Here is a 21,607-nt window from a genome sequence, read left to right as displayed (position 1 = left end):
CAGGCACGCAGCACTGAGGCCCGGATCCACGTGGATCCGGGCCTCAGTGTCTTGTGTCAGAGCTTCGACGGGGTGACCGCCGAGCGATCAGGTGAACAAGATCAGTTCTCGCTCTCCTGATCCTGCCCCTCGTCCTCACCGACATCCTCCTGGCCGCTGCTGACGGCGTTCGGGGAGTCCTGGCCCTCGGTGGTCTGCTCCTCGGAGCCGCCCTCCTCGCGCTCGGTGGGAGCATTCTGCGCGGCAATCGACTTGCGCTCATGGAGCACGACGTGTCGCGCGGCATCGACGAAGGCATCGGCATAGTTCTCGGACGGGAACGGGCCGAGGTAGTGATCGCGGGTGGCCTTGCGCTGATCCGCCTTGGAGTCGTGCACCAGCAGCTCGTCGAGAGCGTCGCCGAGGCTCGTCAGCTCGCGATCGATGACATAGGCGGAGCGCGCGAGCGGGAACGCCTGCTCGAACTCTTCGATCGTCGAGGTCATTGTGACCAGTCCGTACGGCTTGCCCGAGTACAGGAAGTCCGGGACCACCGAGGAGACGTCCGAGATCATGGCGTCGGCCGCGTTGAAGCAGCCGAAGGCGTCGAGGTGCTTCTCGGCCGGGCGACCGAACAGATGCTCGCGGCCCGTCGCCTCCGCGTCCGCGGTCAGCATCTGTCGAATCTCGCGGATGCGCTGCCTTGCCTCGGGGTTGCGGTAGCTGAAGGGATGCGGGCGGAAGATGACAGTCCGCTCGCGAGCCAGGAGTTCGCGAATGATCTCCGGCCCCACCGGCAGCGAGCCGTAGTTCGTATCTGCGTAGTGCCCCTCCCAGGTGGGGGCGTAGAGCACTGTCTGGACAGGGATGTTCTCGGGCCCCTGCTGCTCTACGGTCTCGACCTGCGGGCGACCCACGATCGTGAACTTCTCCTTCGGGATGTTCACGCCGTTGTCCTCGTAGCGGTCGATCGCGGCCTGGCCGGCCACGAAGACCTTGTCGTACAGCGCGGTGACGGGGTTGAAGCTCGAAGCCTTGTCACTGTCGCCGTGCAACAGCTGGACATGGATCATGTGCGGGTAACGGACCAGGTGAACGTTCGGGGCGGAGTTGTTCACGTAGAACGCAGCGGTCATGTTCGGCGTGATCACATCGTCGAGCTGCCAGATGTTCGTACGCACCACCACGGGGGCGTCAGTGAGTCGGGCGATCTCTCGGAACGCGGAGGTTCGGCGGAGTACGACGATGAACTTCTCGCCGATGCGCTCGAGGTACTCGATCCACATTCCGACCTGGTACGACGAGCCCGAGGGGACGCCGTAATACAGCACGAACCGGGGGTCGTAGGCCTCGACGGCCGCATAGAGGTCGTTGTCCGCGTGCACCGACTCGCGGATGCGCTGGAACGAGTCCAGTGCGGAGAACCCAGCCAGGCCCAGCGCGATGATCGGCAGAGGGAGGAGCGCACCCGCCGGGACGTGGACCAGCAGCAGAATGCTCGCGAGGGCCGTGAGCGACAGGTCCGTGACGAGGATGAGGTTCACGGGCAGGCGCGGAGGCCGCGTGTCGGTGATGCCGGGAAGGTTCTCAACGCGGAGCTTGCGCCCTGGGGCGACCCGGGCGACGACCGGCTCGGCCAGGGGCACCAGTGTGAAGAGGCTGAGTGCCACCCAGCCGACAGCCCCAGCGGCGCCCATGCTCCAGGCGATGCCGAGCGGGAGGAGGGCGAGCGCGAGGCGGATCCCGTGCTCGCCCGACAATGCGGTGCGTGACACACGCTTGCGCAGACGGCGGTAGCCGCGGCGGATCAGGATGAAGAATGGGTAGACCGCAGGAATGGCGGCGATCGCGGGATGAACGCCGATCGCGAGCAGGACCAGCGGGGCCAGCGCGAACACCGTCTGCGTGAGGCGGCGGCGCAGGCCTGCCATCCGGCCCCAGGGGATCGTCATTCGGCGTCCCGGCGCAGCTTCGCTGCCTGGGCTTTCGAGCTGAGTCATCGGCGAGGGACTCCTTAGTGGATGTGCGGTTGGTATACCAACGGGTCGAAGTGGCAGGGACGGTGCGCGCTGGTCGAGCCCGACCATGGAATGGTGCGGGATTCGCCCTCACCAGACGCCGCCGAGCCCGGAACTTTCGCTAAGAGGTCACCCTACGTGCGCGGGGACGTTCGTGACGGATGCCGACGTGCTTGTGACGTCTGGGCGCGTACGTCGAGCTCGCGCCGACGTGCTTCACGGTCGTCGTGGTTGATCGTCACGACGGGTCAGGGAGCGGCTGTAGCGATGATGCATAATTTGCAAGCGACGTATTGCATGGCCCTCTATACTAGGGTTTGGTTGCCAGCGTCCCGGCAACGGGTCCGCGGTGCTTGACCATTGAGCCGATCGTCCCGGAACATTTAAGCTAGCTGTGGGGAGTATCCGCATGACGACCGCTGAAGGACCGAAAATGCCATTGGTGTCAATGATTGTCCCGGTGTACAATTCTGTGTCGTATTTAGCCGAGACTCTAGATTCTATGCTGGACCAGGGGCTGTCAGAGGCCGAACTGGAAGTCATTACGGTGGACGACGGTTCCGATGACGGGTCGGAGGTGATGCTTGATCAGTACGCTGAGAGATATTCGAACTTCCGAGTGATACACCAGGCCAATTCCGGAGGGCCAGCCAGCCCGTGCAATGTTGGGCTCGAAGCGGCTCGCGGCCGATACTTCTTTGTGCTCGGGTCGGACGATGTGATGACGCCGAATGCGCTTAGGGATCTGGCGACTGTGGCTGAGCGCGAGGGTTCTGATGTCGTTCTCGGGAAACTTGGAAGTATCGGCGGACGACGCACTCCGGGGCGGGTTTTCGAGAAAACTGTGTATAATGCAGATTTGGTCGAAGACTATCTTTTTAACACTCTCAGTGCTATCAAGTTGTTTCGCACCTCACTGGTGCATCAGACCGGTGCCCGATTCCCGACGACTATGCGAATCGGCGAGGATCAGCCATTTGTTGCCACTTTGTACCTTGCGGCGCGAAAGATAAGTATTTGTGCCGACCGCGACTACGTGCGGATTCGGACCCGGGATGACGGCACTAATATTACGGCGCAAAAGCGCAAGCCGAGCGAGTATATGGACCTTCTTAATCTCCTCATTCCAGTCATTGTTGCCGGCACTGAGCCCGGCGACGTAAGAGATGGGGTGATGCGGAGGCCTTTCAGGAATTCTCTCACAAAATCTCTCAGAGTGAATTTTCTGAAGGAGGACCAGGATACCCAGCGGCGCCTAATAAAGGATATTCGCAGTACGATCGGCCCGGTCTATAGCAGTGCCGCTGCAGCGCACCTCGACCCGCTTCCGCGCACTAAGGTTGAGCTGGCCCTAGATGGTGATTTGAAAACGCTCCGTCTTCTTTTGGACTGGGAAAAGAGTGGCAAGAGTGCTCGCGTGGTGCATGATGGTTTGCGATTCGCATACAACTTGCCTGGAGATCTCGAAAAGCGGCTGGGTCAGGAGAGAGTCTATTCGCCTGTCGTGAGAGGTGACGTGGTACTGGCCCACGTGTCTTGCCTGGGTGCCGTCATAGATCTCGATTTCACAGCTCTAGTTTCAGATTGCAAGACGCCAGCACGCGAGACCCTTCTGCGCATGCGAAATCGCGAAACGGGTGATGAGGTTGAAGTGTCGACCGAAACGCAGCGGCAGGTGACGCAGGGGGCGGGCAGTGGCCACGAGTCGCGCGCACGCCTCGATATGAGCGAATTCCCGCGCGGCGTTTGGGACGCCTACGTCGTCCAACGTTTTGGGGAGGACGAGGTTGTCACTCGCTTCGGAGCAAAGAAGGTCGAAGGCGTTCCAGAGAAGCCTGCTTATCTGTTTGCAGGCGGCGAGGATCTGCACGCTTTGGGGAAGCTCTACTACACGCGTGGGCCTGGGAACTTGTCCGTAGATATCGGGTTTAATCTCACTAAGAACGAGCTGCCGGAGGTGGCGGCCCGCGGAGTGGTTCAAGTGGGTGCGGGCGAGGAGTTGCTCTTAGTGCATGTGCTCAATGAAGATGCCATCGAGTTCTTTGTAACTGAGTCCGAGGATTCCTGGGTCAAAGCGCCTCATGTCGCACTAGACGGGAATTTGCATGCGGTGAGTCTTCCAGCCGGTTTGCCGCCGCATGGGACGGATCGCTGGCTTCTGGTCCGCAGCAGCGGAGAGGAGCGGAAGATTCCGCTGCCGGAATCGTCTTCTCTCAGGGGCGCCGAAGCGTCTGACACAGCCAGGGTGCGCTCTGCACGACATGAGGGAGAGCACACAGCCGACATCTTTCGAGGTGCGGTCCGGGATCTTTGCGTCGTCGGCCGCCGCTCCGTTCGGCGTGCAGGGCGAGAGGCAAAGCGCCTGGTCCGGCGAGTGAGCGGCGCGCCGGGGCGCAACGAGCGTTGAAGCCGATGAGGCCTCAGGCGTAGACCGGCTCATGGAGTCCGCTCAGCGTCTACGTGAAGTCTGTCGCGTGAGCGGGCAGGTAGCGTCGCCCTCGCTATGATGAACGGCAGTCCGATGGCCCCTGCATTCGCAGAGGAACAGCTCTCGGTGAGATTGGAGCAAGGCCTTGACCGTTGGCGAGGAAGTGCGTGGCGAGGCACCCCTGGTGCCGCCGCCGCTGGAACGCACCTTCGACCAGGCAGAGGTGGACTCCGCTGCCCGGGAGAACGGACTGGAGCCCATCGGGGTGCGCCCGCATCTGGGTGCCTACCTGAAGGACCTGTGGTCCCGCCGCTCGTTCATCAAGGTGATGGCCATCTCCAAGGCCTACGCGGAGAACCAGAACACTTACCTCGGGCAGCTGTGGACACTGTTCTCCCCGATGATGAACGCCGCCGTCTACGTGGTCATCTTCGGGTTCATCCTGCAGGTGGGCCGCGCGGGCATCGAGAACACGATCGCCTTCATCGTGTGCGGCGTGTTCATGTTCCGCTTCTTCGAGCGCTCGGTGATGGCAGGCGCCCACTCGATCAACAAGAACCTCAATCTGGTGCGGTCGGTGAAGTTCCCCCGAGCCGTGCTGCCGATCGCCGGGGTGCTCTCCGAGCTCGCGATCCTCGGCCCGGCCGTAGCGGTCATGGCCCTCATTTCCTACGTCTCGGGCTTCCTGCCCTTCGCCGGCAAGGTCACCATCGACTGGTACTGGCTGCTGACGATCCCCGCGATCGGCTTGCTCTGGATCTTCTCGACCGGCTGCGCCTTCCTCGTGGCGCGCTGGGTCGCGATCACGCCGGACCTCGACAACCTCATCCCGCACGTGATGCGCGTGCTGATGTACGCCTCCGGCGTGATCTTCTCGATCGACCGCTACCTCGGCCAGTTCAGCTGGGGCTGGATCGCCCAGTACCAGCCGGTCGCCGTCTACCTGTACTTGGTGCGCTCCTGCCTGCTCAACGAGCCCGCATACCCGCAGTCGCTGTTCATGTGGCTCCTCGGCATCGGCTGGGCTGTCGTCTTCGCGGTCGTGGGCTTCCTGGTGTTCTGGCGGGGAGAGGAGCGGTACGGACGTGACTGAAGCTGAAGAAGTCGATTTCGAGATCGATCCGGAGGACCTCGAGGGCGGGCCGGTCGTTGCCGCCCCGTCCGACCACCTCTCCCTGCTCGTCAACGACCTGCACGTCACCTACCGAGTCTTCGGTGCGAAGAAGGTGGGGCACGGCCCTGGCGACAAGCAGGGGCCGTTGCAGAAGCTGCTGCGGCGCGGTGCCCGCCAGCCTCCCGTGCGCGAGGTCAAGGCGGTGCGTGGCATCACCTTCGCCGCCAAGCATGGTGAGTCCATCGGGATCATCGGCGTGAACGGATCGGGCAAGTCCACCCTGCTGCGCGCGATCGCCGGGCTCATCCCGCCGGCCGCTGGCACCGTGCACGTGGCCAGCAGCCCGTCCTTGCTGGGCGTGAACGCCGTGCTCATGAAGGACCTCACGGGCGAGCGCAACATCATGATCGGCGCGCTCGCGCTCGGCCTGACCACCAAGGAAGTCGAAGAGCGCTATCAAGAGATCGTGGACTTCGCCGACCTCGGTGAATTCGTGAACCTGCCGATGAAGGCCTACTCCTCCGGCATGGGTGCGCGCCTGCGCTTCGCCATCTCCGCCTCTGCTGTTCCGGACATCCTCATGATCGACGAAGCTCTCGCCACGGGCGATGCCGCCTTCCGGGCCAAGAGCAAGGCGAAGATGGACTCGGTGCGTGAATCCGCCGGCACCGTGTTCCTGGTCAGCCACTCGCTCGGCACCATCCAGAACATGTGCAGTCGTGTGCTGTGGGTCCACGAGGGCAAGCTCGTGATGGATGGTGACCCGGAAGAGGTCTGCGGCCGGTACAAGCAGTTCGTGGCGGAGTCCAAGAAGGCGGCCAAGGCCAAGAGCTGACTCGTCGGCGGCCTTCGTCGCCGCAGGACGCGCACAGGCGACTCTCTGCACGTCCCTGCATGCCTCGCATAGACCGAGGGCGTGGCACCGATCCTGGATCGGTGCCACGCCCTCGTCATGCGCCGAGAGATCAGCGCGAGGTCGTGCTCAGAGCAGGAGGCTCATTGCCGCACGACGATGTTCTCCGAGTCGATGAACTTGCCGACGGAGGACGACAGCGTGCTGATCACCTGAGCGACGTGCTCGGGCTGCATGATCGTCGTCGGATCCTCGTCAGGTGCGAGGGTCTTGCGCAGAGCGGTCGCGGTGCGGCCGGGGGAGAGGCACACCACGCGGGTGCCGTAGATCGACAGCTCCTCGCGCATCACCTGGCTCATGTTGATCACTGCGGCCTTGGAGGCCGAGTAGGTCAGCCAGCCGGACCGGCCGTTGATGCCGGCGGTCGAAGCGATGTTGACGATGAGATCGAACGTGTTGCCGCGGTTCAGCAGCGCCTTGATGATCGTGAACGGCGCGTAGACGTTCACCTCCATCGTCTTCTCGAAGTCGGCCATCTTGACCTGCTGGAGCGGCACCGGATTGGTGTAGCCGGCGTTGTTGACGAGGATGTCGATGTTGCCGACCTCGTCATAGGCGCGCTTCACGGCCTTCTTCAGTGCCGACCGATCGCCGACGTCGACCTTGTACGGCACGAGCTTGCGGCCGATCGGGAGCTCCTTCTCGAGCTCCTTCACGTTGTTGTCGAAGTCCTCCGAGTCACGGGCGAACATGACCACGGTGGTGATGTCGTCGTGGTTCAGGATGAACCGGCGGGTGGTCTCGAAGCCGATGCCGCGCGACGCCCCGGTCACGAGTGCAGTCTTACTCATCGTCGTCCTCCTCCGGTCGCAGGAGGAACCCTGCCATCTTCAGATCGGTGCTGGTGGTGACCTTGAAGTTCTCGTCCGAGCCATCGATGAAGTGGACGGGGAACCCGCTGTCCGCCACCAGGGTGGCGTCCTCGGTGAACTCGATGCCTTCGTTCACGGCGCGCTCGTGCGACGCCTCGAGGTCGGACTTCGAGAACTTCTGCGGCAGCTGGACGTTGCGCAGTCGGTCGCGGTCCAGGGACCCGGTGACCTCGGAGGTCTCCGGGTCGACCGGAGCCACCGTGAAGGAGATCTCGGACATCAGCGAGACGTTCTTGTGCTTGGACTCGATCAATCCGCGGAAGTCGCTCTCGCGCACCAGCGGGCGAGCGGACTCGTGGATGATCACGTCGTCGTTGGTGCAATGCGGGAGCATCGCGGCGACCGAGGAATGCCGGGAGTCGCCGGCTTCCACCAGGGTGACCGGGGTCGAGATCGCGTAGGCCTCGAGGACCTCCTCGATCTGCTCCCGCCACTGCGGCGGGTAGTTGACCACGATCTGGGAGATCTGCTCGACACGGTCGGCCGTGACGAGTGCGTAGACCAGGATCGGGATACCGCGGAGCTTCAGGAGCTGCTTGGGCTGACTTGCGCCCGTTCGGCTGCCTATTCCGCCATTGAGGAGAATGAGTGAGTACATAGAGTCGTTCCTTCGTGCGGGTCGGCGGCGCTGCCGGATGACCGACGGTCATCTGCAGGAACCGCATCCGTCGAGTTCACTGGGCCGCAACCGGCGCGACCCTCGATGTTCACTGTACGAGGTCGATGGGCTTTTGTTCTGCGGCTCGCGGAGAGCCGACGGAATCCGTGGTTCCTCTCACGGTCGCCGCAGGGCCTGCCGGAGGCCACGCCCTCGGGGGGCACCCGCCCCGCGGCGGCCCCGCGGCGGCCCCGCGGCGGCCTTGCGGCGACCCTGCGGCGGCTCTGCGACCACGTCCCGATGGCTCCGCGCTATGGTCCCGCGCTATGGTCCCGCGCTGTGGCCCCGCCCCGGACCCGGCCCCAAGGCCCTGTCCGCGTGATCCCGCTCACGTCACCGCGAGTGCCCAGGCCTGCGGCGTGCATCGATGGCGGAGACGGCGATCTCCACCATGGACGGCAATTGCGTCACCTGCGCCTTGCGGAATAAGGTCAGGCTTGCCTCATCGCACATCGGTGCGCGGGGGCGTCCCGGTGCGGGGAGAGTCTCCGACCCCGACGGACCGTGGATGCCACGGAGATCCTTGCGACGGGAAGGTGGTCGGCTGATGGCACTGGTCCAAGCTCGAGGGCTGCACCTGGCCTACGACCGTCGGGAGGTCGTCCGCGACCTCGATCTGACCTTGCCCGAAGGGCAGATCACGATCATCGTCGGCGCCAACGGCTGCGGCAAGTCCACCGTGCTGCGCGGCCTGTCCCGGCTGATGGCCCCGCGCGGAGGCGACGTCGTGCTCGATGGCAAGGACATCCACGCCCTCGCCGGCAAGGAGCTCGCCCGGCGGCTCGGTCTGCTCCCGCAGTCCCCGCCCGCCCCCGACGGCGTCACGGTGCGCGAGCTCATCGCCCGCGGCCGCTTCCCCCATCAGGGTCTCTTCTCGCAGTGGAGCGAGGACGACGAGCAGGCCGTGCAGGATGCCCTGGCGGCGACCCGCACCACAGATCTGCAGGACCGACCCGTCGCGGAGCTCTCCGGCGGGCAGCGGCAACGCGTCTGGATCGCCATGGCGCTCGCCCAGCAGACCGAGGTGCTGCTGCTCGACGAGCCCACGACCTTCCTCGACCTCACCCATCAGCTCGATGTCCTGGACGTGGTGCGCGACCTCAACCGTGAGCGGGGCACCACCGTCGGCATCGTCCTGCACGATCTCAATCTCGCGGCCCGCTACGCCGATCACCTGATCGCCGTCAAGGACGGCCGTATCCATGTCGAGGGCCCGCCGGCCGACGTCATCACCGAGCAGATGGTGCACGACGTCTTCGCCCTCGACTGCCATATCGCCCCGGACCCCCACTCGGGCACGCCCATGGTGCTGCCCCGCGGGCGAGGGCGCTCCCACCACGACGCCTCCGAGGAGGACGCCATGACCACGATCACCGCCGACCCGTCAGCGCCAGTCACCGACCTGGCCCCCGCTCTCGAGCACAGCCCCCTGCTCGCCTTCGAGCTCACCGTCGCCGCCCGTCAGCAGCTGGGGAAGAACCTGGTGCGCTTCACCTTCACGGGTCCGGATCTGGTCCACTTCGGGGCCAACTGCCATCCCCTGGACATGCGCATCAAGCTGATCGTCCCCGGGCCCGAGACGAGCCGGGACCACTTCGCTTCCGTACGGCCGGGCGGCCTGATCGATCCGGCGACCCAGCACGAGTGGTACCGCACGTGGCTGCAGATCGATCCTCTCGACCGCGGCTGGATGCGCACCTACACCGTGCGCGAAGCCCGCGCGGCCGGTCATCCCGGCAGCCACGGCGAGCACCCCGAGATCGACGTCGACTTCGTGCTCCACCTCGAGCCGGAGGTGACGCAGGGCAGCGGCGTCGCGGCCCGATGGGCGCAGCAGGCGCAGGTGGGGGACACCATCTCCATGCTCGGCCCGAACAAGCACCTCGTGGGCCCCGACTACGCCGGCATCGAGTTCCGACCGGGCACCGCCCGCACCGTGCTCCTCGTGGGGGACGAGACCGCGCTCCCGGCCATCGGCTCGATCCTCGAATCGCTGCCGGCCTCCATCACGGGGCATGCCCTCGTGGAGGTCCCGGACGCCGCCGACGAGCAGCGGATCCTCACCCGCTCCGGGGTTCAGGTGCGCTGGCTGCCCCGGGGAGATCGACCCCACGGCGAGCTGCTCGCCGCCGAGGTGCAGCGCCTCATGGGGGAGAACGCCCAGGCCTTCCGGGGCGCGGGCGCACCCGCCGACGCCACGACCGGCGCCGCGACAGATGCTTCACCAGGCGCCGCGGATCCCGAGGCCCTCGAGGACGTCGACGTCGACTCCTCGATCCTGTGGGAGACCACGACCGGGCACGGCGCGTTCTACGCCTGGCTCGCAGGCGAAGCCGGCGTCATCAAGTCGCTGCGCCGGCACCTGGTGAGCGATCTCGGCCTGGACCGCAAGCAGGTGTCCTTCATGGGCTACTGGCGTGCAGGCCGTCCGGAGCACTGAGTCTGGCCATCTGGCCGTAGAGCCGTAGAGCCGTAGAGCCGTAGAGCCGTAGAGCCGTAGAGCCATAGTGCCGCAGGGTCGTAGGAGCGAGGTCGCGCCCCGCGCGGCTCAGCTGGTCGCAGTCCGCGGATCCGAGGGGTGCTCGTTCTCCGTGATCTGCTTCCACAGCTCGTCCCGCTGGGCGCTGAGGTCGCGGCAGGCGGCGAGGAAGCGCGCCAGCGAGGCGCCGGGACGGGTGTCGCCGAGGTAGTACTCGGTCAGCCGCCGGCGCTCCTCGCGATCCGGATCGACCTCGATCTGCTCGGTGACCATCTCCCCGGCATGCTCGGCATCGGCGGCGTCCAGGCGCGGCAGCACCTCGAGCATCCTGGTGCCCGCATCGCGGGAATCGGCCCCGGCGGAGCGGGTGACGATCACCGGCTTGCCCGTGGCCAGCCAATCGTTCGCCACCGCGGAGACGTCGCAGATCAGCAGATCCGCCTCGGCGAAGTCGCGCTGCAGCGCACGATCGCCGGAGATGGTGTGCCAGCCGCCCTCGAGCAGCTCCCGCACCGCGCGGTCCGCCTCCCCGAACTCCGGGACGCGCACGCCCGTCAACGGGTGGGGGCGGTAGATGATCCGATAGCCCTTCGCGAGCAGCGAGCGCAGCATGGCGTCGGCATGCGTCTGCAGAGAGCTGTACGCGACGCTCGCCTGCCCGCCCTCCCAGGTGGGGGCGTACAGCACCACCGGATCGTCGCCGCGCCGCTGAGCAGTGCCGGGTTCCACCCTGTCGGTGTCCAGCGAGGGGCGGCCCACCTCGATGCAGCGCGATTCGGCGTCGAACAGGGACGTGTACCGGGCGAAGCGGTCGATCGCCGCCTGCCCCGCCACGAAGGAGTAGTCGTACGCCTTGACCTGGTTCGAGACGGAGACGCCCTTGTCGGAGTCCCCGTGGAGCAGGGAGACGTGCAGTGCGGAGCGCGCCCGCAGCGGGGCCATGTTCAACGGGTTGTAGTTCACGTACAGGATCAGCTTCGTGCCGCTGCGGATGATCAGCGCATCCAGCGTCGCGTCCTGCGCGATCGTCACCACCGGCAGTCCGGACTCCTCCCGGATCGTCGCCGCGACCCGGGAGTCCATGCAGACGATGGTCACCCCCTGGGCACGGTGCAGCTCTCGCAGCGGCCCGTACCAGCCGCGCAGCTGGTAGAGGCTGTCGGCGGTGTCGGCGAAGTACACGATCACCTCGCCGTCCAGCGCACTGTCGCGGAGGGTGGCGTCGTCCCCGAGTCCATCGGGCATCCCGCCCGGCAGCAGGCCGTATCTGCGCAGGAACTTGCCACCGGCGCTGCGGATGCGACGGTTCAGGGTGTTCTCCCGGGGCTGCATGACCTATGAGCCCCCGTTCTCGGCGTGCGACGGGGCGACGGACCGGTCGAACTGCTCGGCCCATGCCGCCTCGGTGGTGGCGCGCGGGAGGTCCCGCCGGTACTGCCGGCGCAGCGACGACCAGCGCAGAGCCATCCGCAGGTGGCGTCCGAGGGTCCGGGTGAGGAGATGGCGGGCCGTCGACCCCCGCACGAGGTGGACGGCGCCGTCCGGGCCGCCCGCGTCGGTGATGATCACGGCGTCGGCGCCCAGCGCGGTGCGCCAGTGCAGCTGCTCGGCGGTCATCGCCACCACGACCCGGGGCTCGGCATCGGGCCGGACGATCCGCAGCAGGGCACGCAGCAGCGCGGGAGCCAGCGGCAGGGGAGCGGCGCGCGGGGTGGGCAGGGCATCCGCGGAGGTCGGGTTCCGAGCGTTCCACCGCGTCACCAGCTCCTGCCCGTCGGCGCGCGCCCGCTCGAGATCCAGGCCCAGCCAGCTGGACGGCCCGGCGAGGAAGGCGTCGATGCCGTGGTCCCAGAGGGTCGCGGTCAGGTGGTGACCGGACAGGATGTGCTTGAGCTGGTGCAGCAGCGAGGAGAGGATCACGCCGCGACCGGCGTCATACGCGGCGGCGGTGGCCAGGCGGTTGCGATGGAGGACTCGCGAGGTCCAGGACATCTGCGTACGGAACGCATCCCACGGAGGATGCGTCACGCTCGTCCCGGGCAGCACCACGTGGCGGTAGCCGTGGCGGGTGGCGCGCAGGCCGTATTCAGCGTCGTCCCACTTCAGGAAGAACGGCGCCGGCAGGCCCAGCTCGGCGACGGATCCGGGCGGGAGCAGCGTCGCCCACCATCCCGTGTAGTTGGCCTCGCCGCGGGCACGCAGGAACGTCCAGCGATCAGGCGACGTCCCGGTGAGGTCGACGGGGCCGCGCACCCCGTCGGCCGCATGCCACTGGAAGTCGTTCGCGCGCACCGCCTCGGACAGGGCCGTCAGCCGCATCGGGTCCTGCGCGGAGAACAGCGGCGTGCCGAGGATGGTGGGCTGCGCGGCGAGGGACTGGAAGGTCACCATGCGGCGCAGCGACTCCTCGCTGATGATCGCGTCGTCGTCCGAGAGCAGCACGGCATCCTGCGGGAACCTCTCGGATTCGCGCATGCCGCGGGCATAGCCCCCGGAACCGCCCAGGTTCGCCTGCGTGATCAGCTGGATCTCCGGGGAGGATCCCTGGAGCCGGCGGAAGTCGTCGTGGTCCGCGAGGCTGTCGCCCTGGTCCACGACGATCACGTGCTGCACGCACTGCATCCGGGCGAAACGCGCGGCCTGCGCGACCGCATCCGCCTCCCGGCGGTAGGTCGGCATCACCACGGTGACCTGCGGGGTCGTGATCGAACGTGCGGTCGTCCAGGCCACCGAGCGCACCTCGCCCTCGACCCAGAGCCAGTCGTGGTCGTCGGCGGCGAGCGAGATCTCCCGGTGCCCGTCGACCAGGGGGCCCAGAGGGAGACGACGCCCGTCCCGGGATCCCCACAAGGTGGCGCGGGTGCCCTCGACCTGCACGACGACGGTGCTCGCGCCGAGCACGGTGCGCCAGACGGACACCGGGAAGGCCTGCTCCCAGAGCGAGGCCGTGGCGGTGGTCCCTGCAGTCCCTGCAGTCTGTGCGGTCTGTGCAGTGTTCGACGTGCCTGCCACGAGCCCGGCCGTGCCTGCCGCGTCCTCGGCGGCGTCGACGGTGCACGAGGCGAGAAGGAGGGGCGAGGGATCCGGTGCGGCGTTCATGTGGCGCTCACGGGGTGACCCGAGGGGACGCTGCTCACGGGGAATCCCGAGGGAGCGCTGAGGCGTCGATGCGGGCTGGGTGCCATTCGTCGACGCTCCTCCCGCGTGTGCTGGATCAGGGGCTCGAGCGTCGTCCTCGCGGGGGAGACGCCGAGTGTGGCGGTGACGCCGCATGCGAGGAGAACCCCCGGAACGGCCGGGACTCGGACTATAGCAATGTGAACTCCGCATGAACGCCATCGCGATGCCGCTCGGCGCGCCGAGCGGCATCGCTGCGGAGGCGCCACGGAACAGGCCTCGATCCCGGTACCCTGCAAGGGTGAATTCCGCAGCCGAGACCCTCGATCTTCCGGGCATGCCCGAGGCCGACGCGCCGAGCGCCCGGGTGGGCACCGACCCCGACCATCCGCATCCGGGCCAGTGGCGCCTGATCGCGGTGCAGGTGTCGAACTGGGGGACGTTCCACGGCACCCATGACCTGAAGATCTCCTCCAAGGGCTTCTTCCTCACCGGCGGCCCCGGCACCGGCAAGTCGACGCTGCTCGATGCCGTCAGCGCCCTGCTCACCCCGCCGCGCACGCTGCAGTTCAATGCCGCGGCGTCCGACGCCGGCCCGGCCCGCTCGAAGTACCGCCGCACGGTGGCCAGCTACGTGCGCGGTGCCTGGGCTATGCACTACGACCAGGCCACCGGAGAGTTCAGCCAGGAGGTGCTGCGCGACAAGACCACCCTGTCGGTGCTCACCATGCGCTACTCCGACGGGATGGGCGGCATCGTCCAGCTCTCCCGCCTGCTCCTGCTGCATGCCGGGCACACCTCGGACTCCGACGTGAAGAGCCTCTACGTCATCTCCCGCACGCCCCTGGACGTCACCGACCTGCGGCAGTTCGTCTCCACGCAGATCGAGGGCAAGGCCCTGGAGAACGCGCACCCCGGCACGGAGACCTTCCGCCAGTTCCGTGAGTACCGCGCCGCCTTCAGCCAGCTGCTGGGCATCCCGGACGAGAAGGCCCTGGGCCTGCTGCACAAGATCCAGTCCGCCAAGGAGCTAGGCGACGTCAACGCCCTCCTGCGCGACTACATGCTCGACGCCCCACGCACCTTCGAGCTCGCCGACCAGGCGCTCGCGAACTTCCAGAACCTCTCCGAGGTCTACCAGGCCCTGGTCACCGCCCGGGAGCAGCGCGACCTGCTGCGCGGGCTGCGGGAGAACCACGAGGACTGGACCGCGATGCGCGCGCGCGGCGGGGAGCTCGTGGACCGCCGCGCCGACATCGACGTCTACGCCGCCCAGCACCTCGTGCGCCTGCTCGGCGACGAGACCGGCAGGCTCCAGCTCGAGCGCGACCGGCTCGGGGCTCAGCAGCGACGGCTGACCCAGGATGTCGCCGAGGCCCGCTCGGACCTCGCCCAGCTCAAGGAGCAGCGCAAGCGGGCCGGCGGCGGAGAGATCGACGACTGGAAGCAGCAGATCGCCGGCCTCGAGGTCGAGCGCGACCGACGCCGGGAGCGCGGCACCGAGTTCGCCGCCCTGCTGGCCACCGTCGAGCTGCGCACCCCCTCCGGCGAGGACATGTTCCTGGCCCTGCAGCGCGAGGTCGACGCCCTGCGCGATGCCCTGGAGGCCGAGGAGAAGGGCGCGGACTCCGCCCGCTGGGAGGCGGAGGCGATGGTGCGCGAGCTCTCCACGACCCTCGCCCGCACCCGGGAGGAGCTCGCCTCCCTGACCTCGCGCGCCTCGAACCTGCACTCCGAGGACGTCGCCCTGCGCGACCACATCGCGTCCGAGGTGGGCATCGCCCCCACCGAGCTGCCCTTCGCCGCCGAGCTGCTCCAGGTGCGCGGCGGCGAGGAGGAATGGACCGCGGCCGCCGAGCAGGCGCTGCGCGGGCTCGCCCGCTCGATCCTGGTGCCGGACCGTGTCTACCGCGAGGTGGCGGCGGTCATCGACCGCACCAAGCTGCGCAGGCGGATCTCCTACAACCGGGTCAACACCGACCTGCGCCGCCCGTCCAAGACCATCGACGAGCGGTCACTGGCCGCCAAGCTCGAGGTCAAGGACGGCGAGTTCCACGTGTGGCTCACCAGCGAGATCGCCTCCCGCATGGACTACACCTGCGCGGAGACCCTGGAGGAGTTCACCCGGCTGAACCGTGCGGTGCTGCGCTCCGGCCAGATCAAGCACTCCGCGTCGCGGCACGAGAAGAACACCGACCGCCAGATCAACGACCGCTCCCAGTGGGTGCTCGGCTTCGACAACCGCGCCAAGCGCGCCGTCTTCGAGCAGGAGCGCACCCGCGCCGAGCAGTCCCTGTTCGAGGCGCAGGCCCGCCGCAAGGACGTCGAGTCCGAGCGCGAGCAGCGCCGGGAGCGGCTCTACGCCCTGCAGTCGATCAGCTCGGTCACCTGGGACGACATCGACGCCGCCTCGGTCGCCCGGCGCGTGTCCAACCTGCGCGACATGGTGCGCGCGGCGGAGGACGGCTCGGCGGCGCTGAGCGAGCTGGCACGGCAGATCGACGACGTCGAGCGCTCGATCGCGGACTCCGACGAGGAGCTGCTGGAGGTGGTGCGCACCGCCGGCAAGCTCGGCGAGCAGGCCGAGCGCGCCGAGGAGCGCCTGGTCGAGGCCCGGGACCGCGTCGCCGAGTCCAGCCTGGCGCCCGAGGTCGAGGCGGAGCTGGCCGAGCGCTTCACGGCGATCGCCCCGACCCTGCTGATCGGGAACATCGATCAGGTCACCAAGGACGCCTCGGCGACCCTGGACGCGGAGCTGATGGCCCTGACCCGGCGCACCTCCCGCACCGAGGAGGACATCCGCACCGTGATGCGCGAGTTCTCCCGGCGCTGGCCCGCACAGGCCGGGGACACCGCGGCGACGCTGGAGGCGGCCGACGACTTCCTGGCCATCCTCCAGCGGATCGAGGAGGAGAAGCTGCCCGAGGTCGAGGACCGCTTCTTCGAGTTCTTCACCGGCAACACCCTCGGAGACGTGCAGGCCCTGGCCACCGCCATCGCCCGCGAGCCCGCCGAGATCCGCAAGCGCCTGCAGCGCATCAACGCCCTGCTGTCCCAGGTCGAGTTCCATTCCGGACGCTTCCTGCAGCTGTCCATGCGCCCCGTGCACCTCACCGCGCTCGATGAGTTCAAGCGTGCCCTCGAAGATGCCGTCGCGGACATGGCGCTGAACGACATCAGCCGTGATCGGGACCTGGCGGAGGAGCGCTTCCTGTCCCTGCGCCACCTCATGGACATGATCGGTGCGGCCCGCACGCGGGACGACCAGATCTCCCGGGTCATCCTCGATGTGCGCCGCCACGTCCACTTCCACGCCGAGGAGGTCGATGCGGAGGGGACCGTGGTCCACGCGCACGAGTCCGGCGGCCCCCTCTCGGGCGGTCAGAACGAGCGCCTGGCGACCTTCTGCCTCGCCGCGGCGCTGCGCTACCAGCTGGCCGGCACCGGCCAGGAGGTGCCGCGGTTCGCCCCGATCATCATCGATGAGGCCTTCTCCAAGGGCGCCGGCAAGTTCATCACCGCGGCGATGGAGTCCTTCCGTCACTTCGGGTTCCAGGTGATCCTGGCGAATCCGGGGAAGAACCCCCAGGCCCTGGCCCCCTTCATCGGCGGCGTGGGAGTCGTCTCGATCCGGCAGGACCGCTACTCCTCGGTCGCCCCGGTGGAGTTCGTCCCCGTCCAGGAATGAAAGCCGCCGGTGGGGAGTTCTCCCCATCGGCGGCCCCCAGGGCGACGATTACGCTGGACCACGGAGTCGGCGGGATCAGCAGGATCGACGAGCGCGCCCGGATCGACGCGATCGACGTGATCGACGAGTTCGACGAGATGACCATCCACGACTTGATCGACAGCTCAGCCCCGGACGGGCCGGCTGCACAGCGCATCGGCGACCCCGACGGCGCGCGACGCGAGAGGCGGGCACGCATGTCGACAGCGCCCACAGCATCCCCGGCGACCCTGCCGGAGCAGCATCAGATCTACGACTGGGTCCGCGGGCTCCTCACGGGAGTGACCGACGCAGCGCTGGACGAGCAGCCCGAGCTGGGCGGCTTCGTCGACCGGCGCCCCCAGCGCGATCGCTCCTCGGGGGAGACCTGGCGCGGTACGGGGACGCTCTGCCATGTCAGCGCCCTGCTGGCCAGTACAGGCGTGCCGGACCTGAGCGGGGACAACGCCCGGGACCTGCTGGCTGCCGCCGATCGAGCGGCTCTGGCGTGGGGCCTGCGCCGTCGCTCGGAGTCCGAGTCCCAGGGCATCAGCGTCGCCACCTGGCGCACCGGGAGGGGAGACCTCCTCGAGGTGATCGTCGGGGTGCAGGTCGCCGTCCGCGTGATCAGCGCGCCGTTCCTGGCCGCAGCGGCCTCCCCGGTGGTGGTGTCGACGAGCCCGACGACCCGCCCCTCGCGTTCCGTCGGCTGATCCGTCCGCGGACCGGCTGCTCGCCTTACGCGTTCCGTGCACTGATCCGTTCGAGGGCGGCCAGCGGGATCGGCAGCCAATCCGGGCGGTTCCGCGACTCGTACAGCGCCTCGTAGACGGCCTTGTCGGCCTCGAAGGCCGCCAGCAGCACGCCGAGGGCATGGGTGTCGGCAGTGGCATTGGCATTGGGGTCGGCATGCGCATCGCCTTCGGCCGCCGCCGTGCCGGTGCTCCCGTCGGCAGCTCCCATGCAGCCCTCCAGGAACGCCGCCCGGGCGGCCCGGACCCACGACGAGGCGTCCGCGCCCTGCTCCAGGGCCACCGCCCCGCCGACGTAGTCGAGGCTGCGCAGCATGCCGGCCACATCCCGCAGCGGGGAGTCGGGCAGGGAGCGCTGCGCGAGCGGGCGCAGCGGCTCGCCCTCGAAGTCCAGCAGCACCCAGCCGCGGTCCGGGACCAGCAGCACCTGTCCCAGGTGCAGGTCCCCGTGAATGCGCTGCATCGGCGGCCACGGCACGTCGAGCGCGGCATCGAGCAGGGCGTCGAGCGCTGTCCGATGCGCGGCCACCTGGGGGACCTCCGCGGCGACCATCGCCGCTCGGGAGCGCATCTGCTCGACCATCCCGGCTCGCAGCGCGTCGTCGGTCATCGTCGTGCCCAGGGCGCCGGCGAGGTCGCGATGGACCTCGGACACCGCCTCGCCGAGTCCGCGGGCGGCCGCGCTGAAGTCCTCGCCCGCGACGGCGAGCCGCAGAGCCGTGCGCCAGGCGTCCTCGACGCCCGGCAGGAACTCCTGGGCGAACAGGGAATGGGTGCGGAGATCGCCGAGCTCGAGACTCGCCGATCCGATCAGCCGCGGCACGCGGGTGCTGCCGGCCGCGGTGAGCGCCCCCTGCAGCACCACGTCGGGGTTCTCCCCGTCATGGAGCACACGGAACAGCTTCAGGATGATCGGGGACGTCCCCTCGGGCTCGACGATGATCGAGGTGTTGGACTGCTCCCCGGACAGGATCCGGCTGCGCAGTCCGGGGCCGAGGGGGAGCGGAGATCCCGGCGCAGTCCGGTGGGCGAGCACGCTCATCCCGGGCCCCTGCGCCTGCTCGTCGGAGGCCAGGAGGGCGAACACGGCCGCACGACCGTCGACGTCACGCAGGGCGTCGTGCACCCGCACGCGGGCGGCCGGGGTCTCGAGGACGGACACCTCGGAGCCCTCGTCCTGGTCGGTGGTGCGTCGATCGGCGGCCGGGGAGTCCTCAGGCCGTATCAGGAGGGGCACCTGGTAGAGGGCCTCGGCCGGCTCCGTGCCGGCGAACCTCGCGCCGACCACCACGAGGACGACGACGTGGTCCGGTGCGACGCGCAGCGGGGCCCAGCCCCGGATCGAGACCTCAGGAGTCCCTGCGCCCATGTGCGCGAACCACCGCTGATTCGGCATCCAGTCGGCCAGGGGCGAGGTGAGGGCATCGAGGAGCTCATCCATCGGCGGCATCGCCGTGGCGTCGAACTCAGGAGCAGTGGCGGGGGAGCTCGGCTCGTCCATATGGTCACTGTAGGGGCTGGCCCGTCGCCCGGACGGGGACCCGACCACTTTGTCGGCGGACCCTGCTCGCTTGCTACGCTGAGGACGTGCCCGAGCCGACGTCGCGTCCCTGTTCGCGCGCGGGCCTGCGACAGGCCGCCGCGCGCGTCTCCGCGCTGTGCGCGGCCGGAGCGCTCATGGCGTCCCTGACCCTGCCGGCCGCAGCTCTGGGCGAGGACGGCCCCTTCGACTTCCCGGCCGAGACCGACACCCTTGCGATGGTGCCCGGGGCGGTGACCCACGTTCCGCTGGGCGCGCTCATCGACGACCAGCTCGAGGCCGAGGTCGACCTCAGCACCGCCCTCCTCGCCGTCCCGGAGGACAGCGACCCCGCCGTCCAGGGGCTGATGGAGGTCGCGGAGGACGGCCGCAGCCTCACCGTGGCCGGAGAGGGAACCTGGACCCTGCTCGGGGCCGATCTGGTGTTCACCCCGCTGGCAGGGGTCGAGGGACCCGCCGTCCCGATCTCGCTCACCATCGAGGGCCTCCACGACGTGCGGTCACGGCCCGCGGAGTTCACCCCGGAGCTGGTCGAGCTCGAGAACATCCCGGTGCGCGGCTCGGCCGGCCAGAACACGGAGATCCCGCTGGACGGGCAGATCCCGGAGGGCGGGAAGGCCCGCCTCGAGCTGGCCGGGCTGCCTCCGGGGTCGACGCTCGTCGCGGACGGGAGCCGTGCGATCGTTCCCGACCAGGGCATCTGGCAGCTCTCGGCGGACGGGAACACGCTCAGCCACGCGCCGGCAGGGCCGGGACTGGGCCGGCAGGTCGATCCGATGCGACTGGTCGTCCAGGACGAGGAGGGGACTGTGCTGCGCGCGATCGAGGCCCGGCTCACCGTCCCGATCATCTCCGACCTCGACTGGTCCGCCCCCTACGGCGAGGACATCCTGTTCGTGGTGGGGGAGGGCCAGCAGTTCATCGACCCCAGCACCTTGGAGCTGGTGCCCCTCACCGGCGAGGAGAACGTCGAGATCACGGACGAGGGCACGACAGTGGTGGTCCCGGGGCAGGGCTCCTGGACCCTGGATCGTGCCAGCGCCACGGTGCGCTTCTCCCCCGAGAGCGCCGAAGTGCAGGATGCCGCCCCGATGGGCATCTCCGGCGGGGACGGGAAGGGCGCGACCTCCGCGGTCGCGCTGCTCAGCACCGCCTACCCGATGCTCATGGACCGATCCGCGGCGGCCACACCCGGATCGGTGGTCCAGTTCGACCTGACCACGGGCGTGCGCGACGTCCGCTCGGAATCCCTCCGGTTCGATCCGGACTCGCTGCCACCGGGGGCGAAGATCTCGGACGACGGCACGACAGCGGTCGTCGACGGCGAGGGGACGTGGAACATCGACTTCGAGGCGCGCGCGGTGACCATGACCCCCGTGGAGGGGTTCACGGGCCGGGCGGAACCGGTGGGCATCACCGCCCAGGGCATCTTCGCCGACAACGAGGTCCGTGCGTCCCTCACGGCTCGGTTCGCCCCCGAGCTCGCCACGATGCGCGACGACGAGGAGCGCACCGCGCCGGGGACCTCGGTCACCGTGGACCTGCTGGGCAACGACACCGCCGGCAGCGCCTCACAGGCACTGCTCCCGCAGTCGGTGCAGATCGCCTCGCTCTCGGCGACGAACCTCACCGAGCTCACGGACAGCCGCGGCAAGAGGCTGGTGATCCCCGGGGAGGGCACCTTCACCGTGATGGCGAACGGTGCCGTGACGTTCATGCCCGAGGACGGCTTCTTCGGCCGCACCACCCCGATCCGGTACGAGGTGCTCGACGCGACGGGGAACACCACCTCCGCGAACCTCGTGGTGGAGGTGGACCGCGCTCTCACCGGCACAAAGGAGTCGGCGAACCAGGTCACCGGGATCAACGCTCTGCTCTCCGGGCTGATGCCCTCGGCCCCTGCCACCTCGCTGGTGTTCGGCACCATCGTGACCCTGCTGCTCTTCGGCGGCGGCGTCGCGCTGTGGATCGGCCTGCGCATGGAGAACGAGCGCCGCCGCTGGGAGGACTGAGCGACGAAGGGCGGTGCCG

Annotated in this window: 13 protein-coding genes; 7 read left to right on the top strand and 6 right to left on the bottom strand. The window is 68.4% G+C overall.

The genetic code is table 11. The features are described 5' to 3' along the window. Positions 1-101 precede the first annotated feature (101 nt). A complete protein-coding gene (locus tag INT49_RS13440; RefSeq protein ID WP_193118256.1) occupies positions 102-1,931 on the bottom strand; it encodes a CDP-glycerol glycerophosphotransferase family protein in 1,830 nt (609 codons plus the stop codon). A gap of 475 nt (positions 1,932-2,406) precedes the next feature. Here INT49_RS13440 and INT49_RS13435 point away from each other — a divergent pair, with 475 nt between their 5' ends. The 3 genes from INT49_RS13435 to INT49_RS13425 all read left to right on the top strand — a co-directional run bounded on the left by INT49_RS13435 (position 2,407) and on the right by INT49_RS13425 (position 6,374). Continuing rightward, entirely contained in the window at positions 2,407-4,404 is a 1,998-nt protein-coding gene (locus INT49_RS13435; protein ID WP_193118255.1) for a glycosyltransferase family 2 protein, read from the top strand. Between the two features lie 166 nt (positions 4,405-4,570). After that, positions 4,571-5,518 (top strand): ABC transporter permease, encoded by a 948-nt coding sequence (locus tag INT49_RS13430; RefSeq protein WP_226850518.1) that lies wholly within the window; start codon positions 4,571-4,573, stop codon positions 5,516-5,518. Beyond that, on the top strand, positions 5,511-6,374 hold the full coding sequence (locus tag INT49_RS13425; protein ID WP_114307546.1) for an ABC transporter ATP-binding protein: 864 nt from the start codon (positions 5,511-5,513) through the stop codon (positions 6,372-6,374). Before INT49_RS13430 ends, INT49_RS13425 begins: the two co-directional genes overlap by 8 nt. 161 nt (positions 6,375-6,535) lie before the next feature. Here INT49_RS13425 and INT49_RS13420 read toward each other — a convergent pair whose 3' ends face one another. Then, a complete protein-coding gene (locus INT49_RS13420) occupies positions 6,536-7,243 on the bottom strand; it encodes an SDR family NAD(P)-dependent oxidoreductase (RefSeq protein WP_193118254.1) in 708 nt (235 codons plus the stop codon). Beyond that, entirely contained in the window at positions 7,236-7,922 is a 687-nt protein-coding gene (locus tag INT49_RS13415; protein ID WP_193118253.1) for an IspD/TarI family cytidylyltransferase, read from the bottom strand. Before INT49_RS13415 ends, INT49_RS13420 begins: the two co-directional genes overlap by 8 nt. Positions 7,923-8,529: 607 nt before the next feature. Here INT49_RS13415 and INT49_RS13410 point away from each other — a divergent pair. Then, the gene (locus INT49_RS13410) at positions 8,530-10,422 is read left to right on the top strand and encodes an SIP domain-containing protein (RefSeq protein WP_193118252.1); all 1,893 of its coding nucleotides are present in this window, start codon (positions 8,530-8,532) and stop codon (positions 10,420-10,422) included. A 108-nt stretch (positions 10,423-10,530) separates the two neighbouring features. Here the strand turns inward: INT49_RS13410 and INT49_RS13405 are convergent, their stop codons facing one another. Both INT49_RS13405 and INT49_RS13400 read right to left on the bottom strand, forming a co-directional pair. Beyond that, positions 10,531-11,793, bottom strand: coding sequence for a CDP-glycerol glycerophosphotransferase family protein (locus INT49_RS13405; protein ID WP_193118251.1), 1,263 nt, complete (start codon positions 11,791-11,793; stop codon positions 10,531-10,533). A 3-nt stretch (positions 11,794-11,796) separates the two neighbouring features. Then, complete coding sequence (locus tag INT49_RS13400) at positions 11,797-13,560, bottom strand: glycosyltransferase family 2 protein (protein WP_193118250.1); 1,764 nt, start codon at positions 13,558-13,560, stop codon at positions 11,797-11,799. 355 nt (positions 13,561-13,915) lie between these two features. Between INT49_RS13400 and INT49_RS13395 the strand changes: the two genes are divergently transcribed. Then, positions 13,916-17,266 (top strand): ATP-binding protein, encoded by a 3,351-nt coding sequence (locus tag INT49_RS13395; protein WP_226850543.1) that lies wholly within the window; start codon positions 13,916-13,918, stop codon positions 17,264-17,266. Further along, positions 17,263-17,997: a hypothetical protein gene (locus tag INT49_RS13390; protein ID WP_193118248.1), complete on the top strand. Its 735-nt coding sequence runs from the start codon at positions 17,263-17,265 to the stop codon at positions 17,995-17,997. Before INT49_RS13395 ends, INT49_RS13390 begins: the two co-directional genes overlap by 4 nt. A gap of 25 nt (positions 17,998-18,022) precedes the next feature. Here INT49_RS13390 and INT49_RS13385 read toward each other — a convergent pair whose 3' ends face one another. Beyond that, positions 18,023-19,537 carry a maltokinase N-terminal cap-like domain-containing protein gene (locus INT49_RS13385; protein WP_193118247.1) on the bottom strand — a complete coding sequence of 505 codons (1,515 nt, stop codon included), beginning with the start codon at positions 19,535-19,537 and terminating at the stop codon, positions 18,023-18,025. Positions 19,538-19,623: 86 nt separating this feature from the next. On the opposite strand from INT49_RS13385, the gene INT49_RS13380 reads away from it, so the two are divergent. Then, entirely contained in the window at positions 19,624-21,588 is a 1,965-nt protein-coding gene (locus INT49_RS13380) for an Ig-like domain-containing protein (RefSeq protein ID WP_193118246.1), read from the top strand. The last annotated feature ends 19 nt before the right edge of the window (positions 21,589-21,607 follow it).

Source organism: Brachybacterium tyrofermentans, from assembly GCF_014897585.1.
Classification (GTDB): Bacteria; Actinomycetota; Actinomycetes; order Actinomycetales; family Dermabacteraceae; genus Brachybacterium; species Brachybacterium tyrofermentans.
Note: the sequence above shows the minus strand (reverse complement) of the source record. Positions and strands in the feature narration are given on the sequence as shown.